This is a genomic window from Marinoscillum sp. (assembly GCF_965229915.1).
Taxonomy (GTDB): Bacteria; Bacteroidota; Bacteroidia; order Cytophagales; family Cyclobacteriaceae; genus Marinoscillum.
The window spans coordinates 1,603,981-1,622,742 of the sequence record NZ_CBDDJZ010000001.1 but is presented as its reverse complement, the minus strand read 5'-3'; the positions used below and the strand labels follow the sequence as shown (position 1 = coordinate 1,622,742).

General features: G+C 41.8%; 9 protein-coding genes. All 9 read left to right on the top strand.

Going from position 1 to position 18,762, the window contains the following annotated elements; genetic code table 11:
* The first annotated feature begins 38 nt into the window (after window positions 1-38).
* The 9 genes from lepA to ACO067_RS06945 all read left to right on the top strand — a co-directional run bounded on the left by lepA (window position 39) and on the right by ACO067_RS06945 (window position 18,759).
* The gene (lepA, locus tag ACO067_RS06985; RefSeq protein WP_421872375.1) at window positions 39-1,829 is read left to right on the top strand and encodes a translation elongation factor 4; all 1,791 of its coding nucleotides are present in this window, start codon (window positions 39-41) and stop codon (window positions 1,827-1,829) included.
* 59 nt (window positions 1,830-1,888) lie between these two features.
* Window positions 1,889-2,767 (top strand): bifunctional 5,10-methylenetetrahydrofolate dehydrogenase/5,10-methenyltetrahydrofolate cyclohydrolase, encoded by an 879-nt coding sequence (locus ACO067_RS06980; protein ID WP_421872373.1) that lies wholly within the window; start codon window positions 1,889-1,891, stop codon window positions 2,765-2,767.
* Window positions 2,742-3,377, top strand: coding sequence for a 7-carboxy-7-deazaguanine synthase QueE (locus ACO067_RS06975; RefSeq protein WP_421872370.1), 636 nt, complete (start codon window positions 2,742-2,744; stop codon window positions 3,375-3,377). Before ACO067_RS06980 ends, ACO067_RS06975 begins: the two co-directional genes overlap by 26 nt.
* Window positions 3,332-5,254, top strand: a complete 1,923-nt coding sequence (locus ACO067_RS06970) for an OmpA family protein (protein WP_421872367.1) — start codon at window positions 3,332-3,334, stop codon at window positions 5,252-5,254. Before ACO067_RS06975 ends, ACO067_RS06970 begins: the two co-directional genes overlap by 46 nt.
* Window positions 5,255-5,488: 234 nt before the next feature.
* Entirely contained in the window at window positions 5,489-8,734 is a 3,246-nt protein-coding gene (locus ACO067_RS06965) for a SusC/RagA family TonB-linked outer membrane protein (protein ID WP_421872363.1), read from the top strand.
* Between the two features lie 11 nt (window positions 8,735-8,745).
* Complete coding sequence (locus tag ACO067_RS06960; protein ID WP_421872360.1) at window positions 8,746-10,233, top strand: SusD/RagB family nutrient-binding outer membrane lipoprotein; 1,488 nt, start codon at window positions 8,746-8,748, stop codon at window positions 10,231-10,233.
* A gap of 296 nt (window positions 10,234-10,529) precedes the next feature.
* Window positions 10,530-13,934: a PKD domain-containing protein gene (locus ACO067_RS06955; protein WP_421872357.1), complete on the top strand. Its 3,405-nt coding sequence runs from the start codon at window positions 10,530-10,532 to the stop codon at window positions 13,932-13,934.
* Window positions 13,935-14,304: 370 nt separating this feature from the next.
* The gene (locus ACO067_RS06950; protein WP_421872354.1) at window positions 14,305-17,337 is read left to right on the top strand and encodes a SusC/RagA family TonB-linked outer membrane protein; all 3,033 of its coding nucleotides are present in this window, start codon (window positions 14,305-14,307) and stop codon (window positions 17,335-17,337) included.
* Window positions 17,338-17,355: 18 nt separating this feature from the next.
* Entirely contained in the window at window positions 17,356-18,759 is a 1,404-nt protein-coding gene (locus ACO067_RS06945; RefSeq protein ID WP_421872351.1) for a RagB/SusD family nutrient uptake outer membrane protein, read from the top strand.
* Window positions 18,760-18,762: the final 3 nt, after the last annotated feature.

The following is an 18,762-nucleotide window of genomic DNA, read 5'->3' as shown; positions in this document are numbered from 1 at the left end:
GCCAATCTTATACTACCTTTGCAGACTTTTAATTAGGTATGAAGCACATTAGGAATTTCTGCATCATCGCACACATTGATCACGGGAAAAGTACGCTGGCCGATCGTCTGATCCAGACCACCGAAACTGTGTCAGATCGCGAAATGCAAGCACAGCTTTTGGATGACATGGATTTGGAGCGTGAGCGTGGTATTACCATCAAGAGTCATGCGATCCAGATGTACTTCCCACATGAAGGAACGGAATACACCCTCAACCTGATCGACACACCTGGTCACGTGGACTTTTCTTACGAAGTATCCCGATCTATTGCTGCTTGTGAAGGTGCTCTGTTAGTAGTCGATGCTGCACAGGGAATTGAGGCACAGACTATTTCTAACTTGTATTTGGCTTTGGAGCATGACCTGGAAGTGATTCCAGTTTTGAATAAAATCGACTTGCCAGGTGCCATGATAGAGGAGGTTTCTGATCAAATCATCGATTTAATTGGCTGTAAGAAAGAAGACATTATCCATGCCTCGGCCAAAGAGGGGATTGGCATTAAGGAAATATTAGAAGCCATCGTAAATCGGATTCCAGCCCCGACTGGGGACCCTGAAGAGCCACTTCAGGCGATGATATTTGACTCCGTTTTTAACCCATATCGCGGTATTGAAGTATTCTTTCGAGTGTTTAATGGCACATTGAATGCAGGAGATAAAGTGAAGTTTGTCAATACGGGCAAAACATACGAGGCTGACGAAATAGGCGTGCTTAGACTACAGCACGAACCAAAAAAGCAAGTTTCGGCAGGTAATGTAGGTTACCTGATTTCAGGTATCAAAGTGGCTAAAGAAGTGAAGGTAGGAGATACCATCACCCATGTGAGCCGTCCTACTACACGTCAGGTAAAGGGATTTGAAGATGTAAAGCCGATGGTTTTTGCAGGTATCTATCCAGTAGAGACGAGTGAATTTGAAGAGCTACGTGCCTCCATGGAGAAACTTCAGCTCAACGATGCTTCACTGGTCTGGGAACCGGAGACATCTGCAGCGCTTGGTTTTGGTTTCCGTTGTGGGTTTTTGGGCATGCTTCATATGGAAATCGTACAAGAGCGGTTGGAGCGTGAGTTTGATATGACTGTGATTACCACGGTACCATCAGTACAGTTTCATGCAGTGAAGGATGATGGCTCTATCAAGAAAGTAAGTGCTCCTTCTGAGTTGCCTGAACCCAATTTAATATCGCATATAGAAGAACCATTCATACGTGCGCAAATCATTACCAAGTCGGAATTTATCGGGCCAGTGATTGCTTTGTGCATGGATAAGCGTGGCGAGATTAAGAATCAGGTTTATCTAACTTCGGATAGGGTAGAGCTGACTTTTGAGTTGCCTTTGGCTGAAATTGTTTTTGATTTCTTTGATAAGCTAAAGACCATCTCTCGTGGATATGCATCTTTAGACTATGAGCTAATCGGCTACCGTCAGTCCACGATGGTGAAGCTGGATATCATGCTAAATGGTGATAAGGTTGATGCACTTTCAGCAATTGTGCACAGAGATAAGGCTTACGAATGGGGCAAAAGACTCTGTGAAAAACTGCGGGAGTTGATTCCAAGACAAATGTTCGAAATAGCCATTCAGGCTGCAATCGGAACGAAAATCATTGCTCGTGAATCGGTAAAGGCCATGAGAAAGAACGTATTGGCCAAATGCTACGGTGGAGATATTTCCCGTAAACGTAAACTACTGGAGAAACAGAAAAAAGGTAAAAAACGCATGAGAAATGTGGGTAATGTGGAAATCCCACAAGAGGCATTTATGGCTGTGCTTAAATTGGACTCTTAAAATTTGAAATAGGAATAGACATCAGCAACCCACTGACCTAAATCTCAAACTAATAAAAAATGCCAACAATACTAGACGGTAAGAAAGTAGCCGCAGATATTAAAAATGAAATATCAACTCGAGTTGCAGAGTTGAAATCAAAGGGCTTGAGAGCTCCAAACTTAGCGATCATCATTGTTGGGGAAGATGGAGCAAGTCATACCTATGTCAATGGTAAGATTGCAGCATGTAAATCAGTGGGTTTTGATTTTACGTTAATGCACTTTGCCAGCACCATCTCAGAAGCTAAGTTGCTCAAGCATGTTGACAACCTGAATTCAGATGAAGATATCGATGGGTTCATTGTGCAGTTGCCATTACCAGAGCACATATCTGTAGAAAAGATTACCGAGAGCATCAAACCTGAAAAAGATGTGGATGGTTTCACGAACCAAAACTTTGGATCCATTGTATCCAAAAATCAACTGATACTTCCAGCCACTCCTTTTGGTGTGATGGAATTGCTTAGGAGATATCAAGTAGAAACGGAGGGCAAACATTGCGTAATAGTTGGTGCCAGTCGTTTAGTAGGAGCTCCATTAGGAATGATGATGACTGAAAGTGGACATGCTACTGTCACCCTTTGTCATAAACACACCAAGGATTTGGCTAGTCATACACGTCAGGCCGACATTCTGATAGTTGCAGTTGGCAAGCCAGGGCTAATTACAGAAGAGATGGTGAAGGAAGGAGCCGTGATTGTGGATGTAGGGACCACTCGTGTTGATGACAAATCGAGAAAATCAGGATTTCGACTTGCCGGAGATGTTGCTTTTGACACAGTCTCCCCTAAAACTACCTTCATTACACCTGTACCAGGTGGCGTTGGCCCGATGACCATCGCTTCTCTTTTATTGAATACGCTTAAAGCTTATGAAGACCAGCATCCCGAAGGATAATGGACTAACAATACAGAAACTGCCTTTGATGGAATCCTTTCTCACAGTGCAGGGAGAAGGACTACACACCGGAAGTGCGGCTTATTTTATTCGCCTGGGTGGTTGTGATGTAGGGTGTGTCTGGTGTGACGTGAAAGAATCATGGGATGCATCAGCCCACCCACAGGTATCCATTAGTGATTTGGTGGGAATTGCCGAAAATAGTGGTGCAAAAATCGTCGTGATTACTGGTGGTGAACCATTGATGTATAACTTGGAGGAATTCACCGCAGCTCTTCAATCAGCAGGTCTGAAGACGCATATCGAAACGTCAGGAGCTCATCCTTTGACAGGAAACTGGGATTGGCTGTGCTTTTCACCAAAGAAATTCATGGCTCCAAGAGAGAAGTTTTATCAGGCAGCCGATGAGCTCAAAGTGATTATCTACAATAAATCTGATTTTAAATGGGCAGAGGAACATGCTGCCAAATGTGCTGATCAGGTAAATCTTTTTTTGCAGCCAGAATGGTCCAAAAGAGACCAAATGACTCCTATGATCGTTGAATACGTAAAGAAAAATCCAAAATGGAGGATATCTTTACAGACTCACAAGTACATGGATATTCCATGAGCTACTTAAAAAAACAAATTGTATTCATAGTTCTGATCTTTGTTTCTGGTTTGCTTGTAGCACAGGACTACAGCAAGCGTGCAATCAAACTGACCAAGAAGGCTGATGAGCTCATTCGTGAAAGGTCATTCATAGAAGCCGTGGAAATGTTGAAGAAAGCTATTGATGTAGATGTCAATTATCCACAACCCTATCTGAAACTATCCACGATTTACAACCTGTATCAGAAAAAAGATTCAGCTGCTGCTTATTACAATCGTGCACTGGCGGTGATCCCAAAAGAGAAGATCTCAGAGAAAATGTGGCAGAATGCTGCTGGTATGAACTTTTCCTGTGGAAATTATGCGGAGGGTCTTGCAGCTGCAGAGCAACAAAGCAATCCAGATTCATTGTTGCTCTTGAGTTTGAGATTTGCAGTGACCAGTATGGCTAAGGCTACAGAACTGGATCAGGAGATACTTCCCAAAGAAATCAATGCGTTTGATATGCAGTATTTTCCAGTGCTCACCGTAGATGAGTCCAAGATCATCTATACCAAGCGCAATAGCAACAGCCCTTCATCAGACGAAGATATTTTTATCAGTACCCGCATCAACGGAGAGTGGATTCCTTCTCAGTCTATTTCAAGAGCAATTAATACTCCGCTCAATGAAGGAGCCTGCACCATTTCTGCCGATGGACGAACACTAATCTTCACTGCTTGTGAGGGTAGAAAATCATATGGCAGTTGTGATCTATACATTTCATATAGAAATGGCAATAACTGGACCACTCCAGAGAATCTTGGAGAAACAGTCAATAGTAAGTACTGGGATTCTCAACCAGCATTATCCGCCGATGGCAGGACACTCTTCTTTTCAAGCAACAGGCCAGGTGGAGAAGGTAAAAGAGACTTATGGGTGACAAGTAGAACAACCGATGGTTGGTCAGAGCCCACGAATCTTGGCAAACCCGTTAACACTCCTAAGGATGAAACCACGCCTTTCATTCATGTAAACGGGCAATCACTCTTCTATTCTTCGGATGGTCATTATGGATTAGGTGGGTTGGATTTGTTCGTTACACAAAAGGCTAAACACTGGAGCGAACCCAGAAATTTGGGCTATCCGATCAATACCATGAATGATGAAATCTCCTTGTTTATCAATGCGCTGGGTACTAACGGGTACTATGCTTCTGAAAATGATGCGGGGAGAAGTAGTACACATACCGATATCATCAGGTTCAAAATACCCACAGATACCTTGCTTACTAATAGAGCTAGTTATGTGACAGGTCGAGTGCTTGATAGAGAGACCGAAGAGCCCTTGGGGGCGGTTTTTAAAATGACCAATCTGGAGGAAGAATCAGATAGCTATGTGGTAAGTGCTGACTCCCTTACCGGGAAGTACTTCTTAGTCCTAACAGAAGGTAATCAATACGGAGTTTTTGTTGAAAAAAAGAACTACCTCTTTGAGGATTTGACTTTCACAGCTACCGACAACTCCATTTTGCATCCAGATACCATAGATATTTATCTGGATCCTATCAAGCCAGGTGCAACGGTCGTTTTAGAGAATATCTTTTTTGAAATAGATAGTTATAAGTTGGATGCCAAATCAAAGGCCGAGCTCAGTGATCTGATGGATTTCATGACTAGAAATCCAAATTTGGAGTTTCTAATAGAAGGACATACTGACAATACCGGCACAGAAGCCTACAATAATGATCTGTCAGAAAAACGAGCTTTTGAGGTGTATGATTATTTGGTGAATGCCGGAATAGACAAGGCAAGAATCGCTTATAAGGGTTATGGTAGCCAAAAACCAATCGCTTCGAATGATACAGAATCTTCACGAGAAAGGAATCGACGTATCAATGTGACCATCATTCGTTAGTTTGGATGAAACTAAAAAAAATTATATTTCAATTTCAAGTTGTTTTAATTGAATTATAGGCCCGTTTTCTGCAGTATTGAAGATATTTCAATAAATAATTTTTAGAATTATCAATTCACTTATGAATTATTCTCTTTTCTGAGGATTCACTAACAAACATTCATTTGCGTCATATCATGTGAATTTTATAAATTGGGAGTTGAAACATACTTTGTACAATTTAAAACGCACATTATGAAGAGGATTCTACTTCTTAGTGCAGTGTTCCTTTGTTTATTAACGACAGGAGCATGGGCACAGAGGACAGTATCCGGAACGGTGTCTGAAGACAACGGTAGCACCATTCCGGGAGTCAATGTGGTTCTTAAAGGAACCAGTAATGGTACCACCACTGACATTGATGGTACGTACAGAATGAGCATTCCAGAGGAAGGCGGCATTTTGGTTTTTTCCTTTATTGGTTTGGCGACTCAAGAAGTCGAAGTTGGTTCCAGATCGGTAATCGATGTTACCATGCAGAGCGATGTGAAACAACTCACAGAGGTTGTTGTAACAGCTCTTGGTATCGAGCGTGAAGAGCGAACGCTTACGTATGCTTCTCAGGAAGTAAACGAAGAGCAGCTGAACATCACGCAGAATACTGACATAAAGGGAGCTCTTGCTGGTAAAGTAGCTGGTGTTCAGCTAAACAGCCAGGCAGGTTCCAAATTGGGTGAATTCGGTAAAATTCGTATTAGAGGTGCAATGTCATTGACTGATGACAATGACCCACTATACATTATCGATGGTATCCCAACTACTGACCCGAACAGTGTAGACATGAACAACGTTGCCTCAATCAACGTTTTGAAAGGTCCTAACGCAACAGCACTATATGGTCAGCGAGCTGATGCTGGGGTGGTTGTTATCACCACTAAAAAAGGAAACAGTGGTCTGAATGTTGAGTTCTACAACTCTACAACATGGGACAAAGTTGCTTTCCTTCCAGAGTACCAAAACGAATATGGTAGAGGATACGATGGAGAAGCATCTTTCGCTACATTTGACTATGATGCCGGAGGATTCGGCGGTGCTTTCCCTTCTATGTGGTCTCAGTTTGACGGCAAACGTTATATCTATGCTGACAACAACTACGCAGATGAGAGCTGGGGACCTAAGTTTGATGGTGAGGAATATGTGCCATGGTATGCATGGTGGCCAGATAGTCCTTACTATGGACAAACAGCTAAATATGAAGCACGACCTGATAACGTAAAGAACTTTTACAACACAGGTGTGACAATGAAGAACACTTTGACAGTTTCTGGAGGTGGGGAGAAAGCAACAGCTTTACTTTCTTACTCTAAACTGAATCAAAGTGGTATTACACCTTACACCACTTATGATAAGGATTACGTAACAGGTAACTTCTCATATGATGTTACTGACAAGTTGAGTGTTACTACCAACATTCGTTATGCTACGTCTACAAGACATGGTGATTTTGACGATGGATATGGTAACCAAACTTCAGGTTCATTCAACTCTTGGTTCGCTAGAGAGACTAACTCTGGAATCCTTGAAGAACTGAAAGATCTTAAAACACCTGATGGGCACTCTGCTTCATGGAACTGGTGGGGGCCTGACTACTATACTCTTGGTGGTGGTTATAAGAAAGCTGCTTTCTGGTTCAATCCATACACTTTCATGGATCAAATTGACAGAAACAGATACGAGAATGATTTAGTTGGAAGCATCGCTGCTAACTATTCTATTCTTGACAATTTGGACTTGAACATCATGGGTTCAAGAAACTCTAAAGAGAGAAAAGATGAGTATTTCTTGCCTTTCTTCTTGGCTAACTCCGCAGCTCCTGAGTTGTACAACGCCTGGTCAAACAGTTTTGGCAAAAGACGTACTAGCTGGGTAGAAGATAACTTCAGAGGTAGCTTGACTTACAATGAGCGGTTCGGAGAAATCGACGTGAAAGCTCTTGTGGGTGCTAACTATCGTCACAATACTTACGATAGATTCAGTGCTGAAATGCCAACTGGTGCAAAAACCGGTGGTTTGATTATTCCTGATGTGTATACATTTGCTAACGCAGGAATAGTACCTACTCCTGGTACTTATGTATACGAACAAAAAGTAATGAGTATCTATGGTAACTTATCTGTTGGTTACAAAGATTTCTTGTACTTGGATGCTGCTCTTAGAAAAGACTGGAGTTCAGCTCTACCTGCTAACAACAACGGGTACTCTTATCCTTCAATAGGACTAAGCTTTATCTTCTCTGAGGTTGCTCCTCTAGACTTCCTTTCTTACGGTAAGTTGAGAGCTTCTTGGGCACAGGTAGGTAGTGATGTAGATCCATTGTTGATCAACCCTACATATGGAGCAGGTAGCCAGGCGTTCCAGAGCCAATACGTAATTCAGTATACTCCTACAAGAGTTGTAGATCCTAAGATTACACCTTCTTTGAATACTTCATTGGAAAGTGGATTGGATCTAAGATTCATGGAAGGCCGTATCGGATTTAGCGCTACAGTATATAGAGAGAGCCGTGTAGATGATATTGTTCCGATCAGTGTTTCTCGTGGTTCTGGATATGATGATTACCTGACTAACGCTGGTGAGGTACTAAGAAGAGGTGTTGAGCTTTCGCTTGATGCGGATCTATTCAAGTCTAACTCAGGTTTCAACTGGAACTTGATGGTGAACTTTGCTAAGAACAAGACAACCATTGAGACACTTCCGGGTGGACTTGATGCTATCGGAGGATACCAGTCACAAGGTAACGCATTCGGTTTTGTTTCTGTAGTTCACAAACTTGGCGGTGAATGGGGACAACTTAGAGGAACTGGTTTCGCTACTGACGATAATGGCAATAGAATCTTGAATGCTAACGGTCTTTATGTGACTGAGCCTAACAAATTCTTAGGTGGTGTGCTTCCTGATTTCACAGGTGGTATCATCAATAGCTTCAGCTATAAAGGATTCAGCTTGATTGCTTCTATTGACTATCAAAAAGGTGGTAAATTCTTCTCATTGTCAGAATCTTGGGGTACTTACTCCGGATTGTTTGAAGAAACTGCAGGTACCAACGATAAGGGTAACCCTAAGAGAGATGCAGTTGATGATGGTGGTGGAGTTCACGTAACTGGAGTTGACGCTAATGGCGAAACAGTTGACACTTACGTTGAAGCACTTTCTTACTATGGTCAGTTCTATGGTAACAGACTTGCAGAAGAGTTTATACATGATGCTAGTTATGTGAAACTTAGAGAGATCAGCCTTTCTTACAACTTTGGAAACCTTATCAATGGTAAGTTCATCAAAGGTGCAACAGTAGGTGTGGTTGGAAGAAACCTTGGATTCCTTGCCCTTGCTAAGGACAATGTACACAACTGGGATCCATCTTCTCTAGCTGAGACTTACGGTGAGGATGGACAGCTTCCGAACACGAGAAGTTATGGTGTAAATGTTAAGCTAACATTTTAATTAGGATCGAAATGAAAAAATTAACTTATATACTATCCGTTGCTGTTCTTTCACAACTATTCGTTGCTTGTGAGAACATCGATTTCGGAGATACAAACGAAAACTTGAACGGAGCAGCGTCTCCGTATACAGCTGGATTGCTTTCAGGAGCAATCATGGATTATGCTACCCTTACTGGTCGAGATGGGTTGATGAAACCTACATTGTATGTTCAGTATCAGTCTCAGGTAACTTATACTACTGCTATGCAGTATGAAGAGGTGCCTACATCTTGGTATACATATTATGTTGGCTCATTGTCTTCATTGAATGAAATCATTGAATACCTTAAAGTGGAGGAAAACTTAACACCTGCAGTATTGTCTCAGGGTTCTGTTGAAAACCAGACTGGTGTGGCAATGATCATGAAGGCAATTATCATGAAACGTGTAACTGATAACTGGGGAGATGCTCCGTATTCTGAGGCTTTCAAAGGAACGGATAACATCGAACCTGCTTATGATACACAAGAGTCAATTTATAATAGCATCATTGCTGAGCTTAAAGCTGGTAGAGATATGCTAGATGCATCCACTACTACTCCTTCTGGAGACATCATCTACGGTGGAGATGTAGATATGTGGGCTAAACTTGCAAACTCAGCGATCCTTCAGGCTTCGTTGCAGCTTTCTGGAGTTTACCCAACTGCGTCTGGTATGGCCGCTACTGAGTTCAATGCAGCATTGAGTCACTCAGCTGGTGTAATTGAAACTGTTGCTGAAGAGGCTTGGTTTACTTTTGAGGATATCGCAGGATTTAGAAACCCTTGGAACCAAAATAGAACTCCTGACTACTTCATGTCTAAGGAGTTTTCTGATGCGCTAAAAGGGAACACTACTGATACCACTCTGAACCCAACTTCCAACTCTGTTTTGGATGCAAGAATCAATGTGTACTCTACAGACCCAACACTAGATGGTGTGCCTTATGGCTATGCCAATGGTACAGGTGCTGGTGCTGCATCTATCAGCAATGATAATTACTGGAATAATACTACTCCACTTCCTATGATGACTGCATCTTACGTTGCTCTTAACAGAGCTGAAGCAGCTGCTATGGGATGGACATCAGAAGATGCCACTGCATTACTTACAGATGGTATCACTCTGTCCTATGCTTCACTAGACGCACACTTCGGAACAAGTATCACTGCTGATGCTGCAGCTTATGCAGCAGCAAGAGTAGCTGATGTTGGAACCGCAGGTCTGGCTACTGTGATCGCTGAAGAGAAGTGGGTAAGCTTATTTGGTCAGGGATTTGATGCATGGGCTGAATGGAGAAGAACAGGGATTCCTTCTTTGACTCCGGCTACTGATGCAATCAATGATGGTAACATCCCTACTAGATATCTGTACCCTACAGAAGAGGCTACTTTGAATGGTGGCAACTACAGTGCTGCTGTTTCCAACTTAAGTGGAAATGGTGACAAAGGGACATCAAAAATCTGGTGGGATCAATAAGGAGATCACTTAATATTATTAGAAAAAGGAGGCCATTGTGGTCTCCTTTTTTTGTTTAAAATCCATGAGGAGGTAATCGTTGAATCTGTTCAATGCTTAAAATATTCTTATTGATTACGGTATTTGACTAGTGGGATTAGTTCAAGTAATTGTTAAATGCTTTTAAGTAGTCATTTGTAAGCCTCGGTTTTACTTATATTTATAGAAAGAACAAATAATCAGTTAGTCTAAACAAAGCTGGAGCTAGCACGGTGGCGTCTTAGCTCAGCCGATTCACGAAGTAACCCATTAGAATAATGAGAATTAAGCCGCTGTTCGCACTATTACTAACTCTAGGCGTATACCACACACAAGGGCAGGAAAGTATTAAAGGCCCTGTTATCATCTGTCCTGCAGAGACAGAACCCCACGAGCATTATGTCCCAAGACCAGAAAGAATGAACAGTCAATACCGAACAAATGCCGGTGCTGCTGATCCGGTGTTTGAAGTGGAGTATGTGGGGTTTTCAGAGGAAGCCAAAGAAGCTTTTCAGTATGCTGTGGATATTTGGGAGTCTATTCTTAAAACCGATGTTAAGATTAGGGTGAAAGCAACTTGGGAAAACCTGGGCGATGGTGTCTTGGGCGCTGCTCAGTCCACTGTCTTTTATCGTGATTTTGCCAACGCACCAATGCCCAATACCTGGTATCCCGTGGCTCTTGCTGAAAAGCTGGCTGGCCAGGGACTCAACGCATCCTCTGAGTATGATATTGAGGCATCATTCAATAGTCAGTTCAATAATTGGTATCTGGGCCTGGATGGTCAGGGCAGTGGACAATATGATTTGGTGAGTGTTGTTCTCCATGAACTTGGGCATGGCTTAGGGTTTATTTCCGGTGAAGAATACAATGAGGATGATGATACTGGCAGGTGGGATCTGAGCGGCACTAATTTCCCAATGGTTTATACAAGTTTCTTAGAAAATTCAGGAAAAACCAACATTATTGATCTGCCAAACAATACCACGCAAGTTGGGGCTTTTCTTACCAGTAACAATGTTTTCGTAAGTAGCGATTTGGTAAACAAAAGCAATGGCGGCCCGGCTCGAGTATATGCTCCGAATCCCTATGATCTTGGATCTAGCATATCTCACTGGGACGAGAATACCTTTTCCAATACAGAAAATGCGCTGATGACACCTGCGGTTGCTCCATCGGAAGTGCTGCATAGCCCCGGACCTCTTACTTTGGCCTTCTTTGCCGAAATGGGTTGGTTTAGAACAGATATCAGCCACGACCCATTACTCGTGGCTAGCAATTCAACTCCACTTCATTTTCAAGTAGAAGTTGAGTCTGATACATCACTCGTAGATACAGAATTCACACTAAACTATTTTTATCAGAACGGTGATACCACTAGTGTTATCCTGACTAAAGGAGATCATGGAATCTATACCAGTGAAGTCACACCAGATCAAGAGGCTAGCAGCTTATTCTATTATTTTGATGGTTTGGAGGATGCGCTTGGAAAGTCTTACAGAATACCTGAAGAGGGTAGTTACGAAACCAAACTCCAGACTCTTTCTTTGATCATGCCACCTTTTCTATCTTCAGATGGAGGCAACTTTGAAGCAGGTGCGGCTTCATTTGTTAGTGCTGGATCTACCCAGAGTGATCAATTATGGGAACTAGGAACGGTCAGTAGCAAATTTGATGATTATTCATCGACTGCCTGGGCAACTTCCTTAAGTGAACCCGTTGCTAAACCATCAAAATCAATTGAAAGTGCTTTGATCAGTCCTTTGTTTGATCTAAGAAATGATGAGGTCGATTATGAGCTCAGTTTTGACTATCTATCCGAATTCAGTGATTTCGACTTTGTGGGAGTGTACTACAGTCTTGATTCTGGAGTGACATGGAATAAACTAGGTCGGGCATTTGATGATCTTGGAGCAAACTGGTACAGTAAATTGGTTTATGGTGATTTTTTTGGTGGCACTACGCGAGATTCGGAAGATGTCCACCAATTAAAAACAGCTACCTATCCCTTATATAATCTTGTGGGTAATGTGGTCATGTTCAAAATATCACATCTATTATTGGCTAGCTCCTCGGACGAGTACAATAACGAGGGCTTCCTGGTCGATAATTTCCAGATCAAAACCACAGATCCAAAAGCGGTCTTTTATTCTCCAGATACAACATTCAATTTTCCTAATGGGGAGGTCAGGTTTTTTTATGCATCAAGTGGTGCTACCGCATATAACTGGGATTTTGGTGATGGCACGACTTCTTCTGAAAGGAATCCAGTCCATAGTTATACACAGGGTGGAAGCTTTGATGTGAGTTTATCAGTCACTCATCCAAATGGCTCATCGGACTTCAGCAGGGAGAATTATATAACCGTGATAAATCGCAAAGGAAGTACCTATCAATTGGATGATGGTGGAGATTTTGAATCCAGTCTCTCGGATTTCATACCTATTACAGTATCGGGGACAGGTTTTGTTTTGGGAGCCTCTGCGGTAGCGGGTAAGGATGGTGTTAATTCAGGAGATAATGCATGGGTAACTGGACCAACGGTTAATGAATATGAAAATGATTCTGAGGCTTACCTATACACTCCTGAGTTTGACTTTTCACTATTAGGTTCATATGAAATCTCATTTTATGCTAAGTATTCCTTTGAGAACTTATGGGATGGATTCATTGTGGAATATACAATCGATAGAGGACAAACATGGAATAAACTTGACGATGAGGTCCGTACTGGCTGGTATGACGGTCAGTCCGATCCCGATGCTGTTTTTGGACCACAGGTTCCCATATTTACCGGGACAACCAGCGGGTTTGAGCAGAAGTCTTCTAATGTTAGTTTTTTAGGAGGCAATGAAAATGTGTCCTTTAGATTCACTTTTCTTTCTGATGTGGCTGTAACTGATACAGGGTTGGCATTGGATGATTTTGAACTTCTCGGGCCGGAGGAGGGGAGTGTAGTTCCTGCCTTCTCTTCACAACAGGTGGCAGGTTCCCAAGGTTGTGAAGGTGTAACCTATGAGTTTTCTAATAAATCTACCGGTTCAGTCGCCGGCTTGTCGTGGTTTTTTGGTGAAGATGCTATCCCTACTCAAGCCACTGGTGTAGGTCCTCATGTAGTGGAGTTTCCATCTACTGGCAGCTATGAAGTAGTGCTAAGTGCGAATGACACGGACTTAAACATTGTATCAGTTGATACAGTATTCATTATATCAGCGCTGCATGAGCCAATCATAACGCAGCAAGGTACTGGTACAAAAGTACAGTTAACTCTGAGTGATGGTGATGCCTACCAGTGGTATTTAAATGATCAAACTATAGAAGGTGCCACCGGTCAACTGTACGAGGCAGTACAAAGTGGACTATATTCTGGAGACGTCACAATTGGACAATGTGCAGTCCGGGCTACATCTATCGCTGTAGTTGCATCAGCTGATAGTAATATGACGGTAAAAGCATATCCGAACCCATCGGCAGAGTACATCACGCTGGATATTTTTAAACCATATCACAAATTAGAAGTCTATAACCTACAAGGTCAAAAGGTGATTGATCGCCGCATAGGTGAATTAGAAAATAGAATTGTATTATCAGACAATTGGAGAACTCTTCCACCTGCTACCTACATTATTGTTCTTTTTCAAAATACGGAGCAATCAATTCAGTTTAAAGTACTGAAAGAGTAATTATTAGCCTAATAAGTAATTACGAAAATGTGTAACAGTAGAATTAGAGCTAAATGAATAGCAAAAACATAAAATAATCTACGGATGAGTTAATCTGGCTATGGTTGACTTTGATCTGATAAAAATTTTGTCTTTCTCTAAATATTTTTTGTCAATATTTTATTTCGCTAAAGTATGTCGCGACATTGAATATTTGGCGTTGCAATAGAAAAAGCGAATTACTCAGAATTTTCTATTAAAATCAGTCAATATTTGAAAATCCTTCAAACACTTCTGATATTCAGAAGGTTAAGAAATTCTCTGAAAATAACGTTTTCATGCTTTATTTTAGGGATTAGAAACATAATGCTTACTTAACAAACAGTAAAATATGAAGAGGATTCTACTACTGAGTTTCATGTTTTCTTTGGTTGTTGCCTTCTCGGCATCAGCACAAAGGACAGTCTCAGGGACTGTTACATCTTCCGATGAGGGAGGAACAGTTCCTGGAGTAAACGTGGTTCTGAAAGGGACTACTACTGGTACGACAACTGATCTGGATGGACAGTATCGGTTAAGTGTGCCGGAAGAAGGAGGAACACTTGTTTTCTCTTTTATTGGTTTGGCCACTCAAGAGGTTGAGATTGGTTCTAGATCAGTAATCGATGTTGACATGCAATCAGATGTTCAGCAACTGACAGAAGTTGTTGTAACTGGTTACCAGTCGCAGTTGAAAAGAGAAGTAACAGGTTCAGTTGCATCAGTGAAAGGTGATGTAATCAAGGATTTGCCAATGCAGTCATTTGACAGAGCTATTCAAGGTAGAGTAGCTGGTACTCAAATTGGCGCTGCATCTGGTCAGCCTGGAGGAGCTATGAACATCCGTATTAGAGGTGTTGGTTCCATTAACGCAGGTAACGATCCTTTGATCATCATTGATGGTGTTCAAGTGGCGAGCTTGGGTCAAACTACCCAAGGTTCAGCAAACCCATTGAACTCAATCAACCCTAACGATATCGAGTCTATCGATATCTTGAAGGACGCTTCTGCCGCTGCTATTTATGGAGCACAAGCTGCAAACGGTGTTATCATTGTTACTACCAAATCAGGTAGTTCAAAAGGTAAGACACAAGTAAACTTCTCCGCTCAGGAGGGTGTTGTCCAGCCGTTCAACCTGTATGATGTTTTGGATGCGGAACAATTCACAACTATCAAAGCTGAGGCGCAAATTAATGCAGGCCAGGATCCTAACGATCCAAATACAGGTGCTTATGCATTGTTCGGAAATCCTGAAGATCCAAGCTCCTACGATGAATACGATTGGTTGGATGCTATGTTCCAGGATGCTAGATTCAGAACTTACGATCTTTCAATGAGTGGTGGTGATGAAAAAACTACTTTCTTCTTTGGTGGATCTTACAACTATCAGGAAGGTCAGGTTATCCAATCTGATTTTGAGCGTTTGACTGGTCGTTTGAACCTAAGTCACAGACCTAACGAGAAGCTTACTATTGGAGCGAAATTGTCTCTTGCTTATATCAAGACTTTCGGAACAATTGCCAACGGTAACTTCGTGAACGGTCCTTGGGTGGCTAGTTTCGAAGCTATGCCAATTTCACCTGCAGTTGACTCTGCTGGAAACTACAACCCTTATCCAACGAATGGACTTTCTCACTTATTTGGGTATAATATCCTTCAAGGTGTGAACGAGGAAGTAAGATTGGGACGCACATTGCAGACGGTATCTAGTTCATCTATTTCTTATCAGGTATTACCATTCTTGTCAGTATCTGGTTTCATAGGTGTGGACTTCTCTATGAACAGAGATGATAACCAAAGACCATCTACTATCCCAGTTTTTGCTGCTAGTGGTGGGTCGATTTTCATCAACAACAGACGAACAGTGAACGTTAACACTAACTATAACGTGAACTTTAACAAGACATTTGCTGATGTGCACACTGTTAAAGCGTTGGTTGGTTATGAGTACAAGTTCGAAGAAAGAGAAGGAGCAAGTTTAGGAGCTAACCAGTTCCCGAACCCATTCTTTAGACTGCCAGGAAACGGACAGCCGTCTTCTGTTGGAGGTTTTTTCGAGGAGTACAAGAGACTAGGTATTTTTGGAAAAGTTGATTACGATTTTGATGATAGATACTTAGTAAGTGCTACTTTGAGAAGAGACGGACACTCTAGATTCGGTAGTGAAACTAAATATGGAACATTCTATGCATTCTCTGCTGGATGGAGACTTTCTTCTGAGTCGTTCCTGGAAGGTGTTAGTTTCATCGATGACTTGAAATTGAAAGCGAGCTACGGTGTGCTTGGTAACGCAGAAATCGGAAACTACGAGACACAAACCACTTATGGTGGAGCTACTGGACAGTACCTTGGAGGTTCTACAGTGACTATCGCTCAGTTGGGTAACGATCAGTTGACCTGGGAGGAAGAAGAAGCAATCAACATTGGTTTGGATTACTCTCTTTTGAACAACAGATTGTTTGGTACAGTGGATGTTTGGAGAACTAATAACAATGATCTTCTTTTCAATGTGCCTTTCTTCCAGAATGCTGGTATTGCCAACAACAACATTACCTCGAACATAGGTAAAGTTAGAAACCAAGGTATTGACCTTGAGGTTGGAGGTATTGTAGTTGATGCTGGAGGATTCCGTTGGGATTCACGTTTTAATGCTACATTCCTTGAAAACGAAGTTGTTGAACTAATCGATTCAGATACTATATTCAGTGGAAACATTCCTTCACTTATAGTTGGACAGCCGGTTAGTTTCTTCTACCTACTTGACTATGCAGGTGTGAACCCAGCTAACGGTAGAGCGATGATCAGAACAGCTGATGGTGAGCTGGCTTACCAGGGTACTTTTGACGATGGTGCAGTAAGAGGAAGCGCTATTCCTACAAGTTATGGTGGGTGGAGCAACACCTTCTCATTTAAAGGAATCACGCTAGATGTATTCTTCCAGTACCAGTTTGGTAATGATGCCTTCAATGGTGACTTGTACAACCTACTATCGGGTAGAGGTGTAGGTAACCAAAGAGTGGATATCATGGACAGATGGCAAAATCCTGGTGATCAAACAAACGTGCCAATGGTAACACCAAATGGTGTAATCAACGGAGTTGATCAATATTATGGATTCATCGGTACTAACAGATTCATGTCAGATGCGTCTTATATCAGATTAAAGACTTTAACGTTGTCTTATGACTTCCCATCAGCTTTGCTTGATGCGATCAACATGAGGTCAGCAAGAATTTTCGTTCAGGGTGTGAACCTTGTTACTTGGACTAAGTATGATGGAATTGACCCTGAAGTTGTTGTTAACAATAACGGAACGGGAACATCTTCTTACGGAGCGTATCCACTAGGACGTCAATTCTCAGTTGGTCTTAACATCGGACTTTAATCATAAAAATTAGAGACAATGAAAAAATTACTATACATACTTACAGCTGTAACACTGGCAATGACTAGTTGTACAGACTTGGAAGTTGAAAATAAAGCGGCTCTACCACAAGAAGTTGTATTGGCAGACGTGGATGGATTTGAAGCAGTTTTGTTTTCAGCATACGAAAGTGTAAATGACTTTGGTTACTATGGCCAAACGATGATGATCGGACCAGAAATTCTTGCTGATAATATGGAATTGGCACAGCTTACTGGTAGATACGAACTAGAATACGTAAATGCTGAGAATTCAGGAATAGGTATTTGGTTTAATCGGTACGTTCCAATCAATGAGTGTAACATCGTGATTAATCTGATTAACGATGAATCAGTTGAAGGTACTCAAGCTGACAAAGATGTACTGGTTGCAGAAGCTAAGTTCTTGAGAGCTTTGTTTTATCACGATTTGGCTAGAGTTTATGGTTATGAACCAGGTCAGGAAGTAAATGGATTTAACGAATCAGTTATCCTAAGAACGGAGCCTACTTTGGGTCTGAGTAATGCAGATGATAGAGCAAGAGCTACTAACGTTGAAATCTATGAGCAGATTGAGCAAGACCTTCTGGACGCAATCGCTGACCTTCCAGATGCAACTCCAGGATCTAATGGGGTAGCTAGAGCAAATGCAGATGCAGCTAGATTACTTCTTGCTAGGGTTTATCTGTACTGGGGTAGAGATTCTGATGCAGCGAACTATGCGCAGCAAGTAATTGCGGGAAATGGTTCTGATTTGGTTAGTGCTGCTAATTACTTAACATCTTGGGATGATGCTGCAAATGTATTTCATCCAGAATCTCTTTTCGAATCAGATCTGTTAGTTAACGACTGGAGCAGTGTTGATGGACCTAACAACAGTTTGCATTCATTGCTAATGAATAATACTGGTGGTTCTCAATTCATCATCGTTGCAAGTGACGAGTTGATTGCTGAAATCGAGTCTGAAGCTGGTGATGTGAGAAGAGGTTTATTCAATACTGAATCTCTAGGTGAGGAATTTGATAAGTGGCAAGGAAACAAAGGAACATTGCCCTTCCAGGAGAACATTCCTATTTTGAGACTTTCTGAAGGATATCTAATTGCTGCTGAGGCTCTAGGGCCAGGTGCTGGAGATCCATTTTTGAATGCTTTCAGAGCTGCTCGTGGTTTAGCTGGAGGTGTGAGTGCCACTGTTGATAATGTTCTTCGCGAAAGAAGAATTGAGTTCATGGCTGAGGGTCACAGATGGTTCGACTTAAAAAGGTTAGGTAGAGATATTACTAAACCTGCAGCAGCTGGTGTAGGTACTTTGCCTTACAGCAATTACAAAGTCCTTCCAAGACTTCCGCAAGCGGAAATTGAACTAAGTGACAATGTTTTGAATCAAAACCCAGGATATAATTGATAC

Excerpts from the sequence above, each read along its gene's own strand:
- lepA (WP_421872375.1), top strand. The coding sequence starts at position 39 with ATGAAGCACATTAGGAATTTCTGCATCATCGCACACATTGATCACGGG.
- ACO067_RS06980 (WP_421872373.1), top strand. The coding sequence starts at position 1,889 with ATGCCAACAATACTAGACGGTAAGAAAGTAGCCGCAGATATTAAAAAT.
- ACO067_RS06975 (WP_421872370.1), top strand. The coding sequence starts at position 2,742 with ATGAAGACCAGCATCCCGAAGGATAATGGACTAACAATACAGAAACTG.
- ACO067_RS06970 (WP_421872367.1), top strand. The coding sequence starts at position 3,332 with ATGGAGGATATCTTTACAGACTCACAAGTACATGGATATTCCATGAGC.
- ACO067_RS06965 (WP_421872363.1), top strand. The coding sequence starts at position 5,489 with ATGAAGAGGATTCTACTTCTTAGTGCAGTGTTCCTTTGTTTATTAACG.
- ACO067_RS06960 (WP_421872360.1), top strand. The coding sequence starts at position 8,746 with ATGAAAAAATTAACTTATATACTATCCGTTGCTGTTCTTTCACAACTA.
- ACO067_RS06955 (WP_421872357.1), top strand. The coding sequence starts at position 10,530 with ATGAGAATTAAGCCGCTGTTCGCACTATTACTAACTCTAGGCGTATAC.
- ACO067_RS06950 (WP_421872354.1), top strand. The coding sequence starts at position 14,305 with ATGAAGAGGATTCTACTACTGAGTTTCATGTTTTCTTTGGTTGTTGCC.
- ACO067_RS06945 (WP_421872351.1), top strand. The coding sequence starts at position 17,356 with ATGAAAAAATTACTATACATACTTACAGCTGTAACACTGGCAATGACT.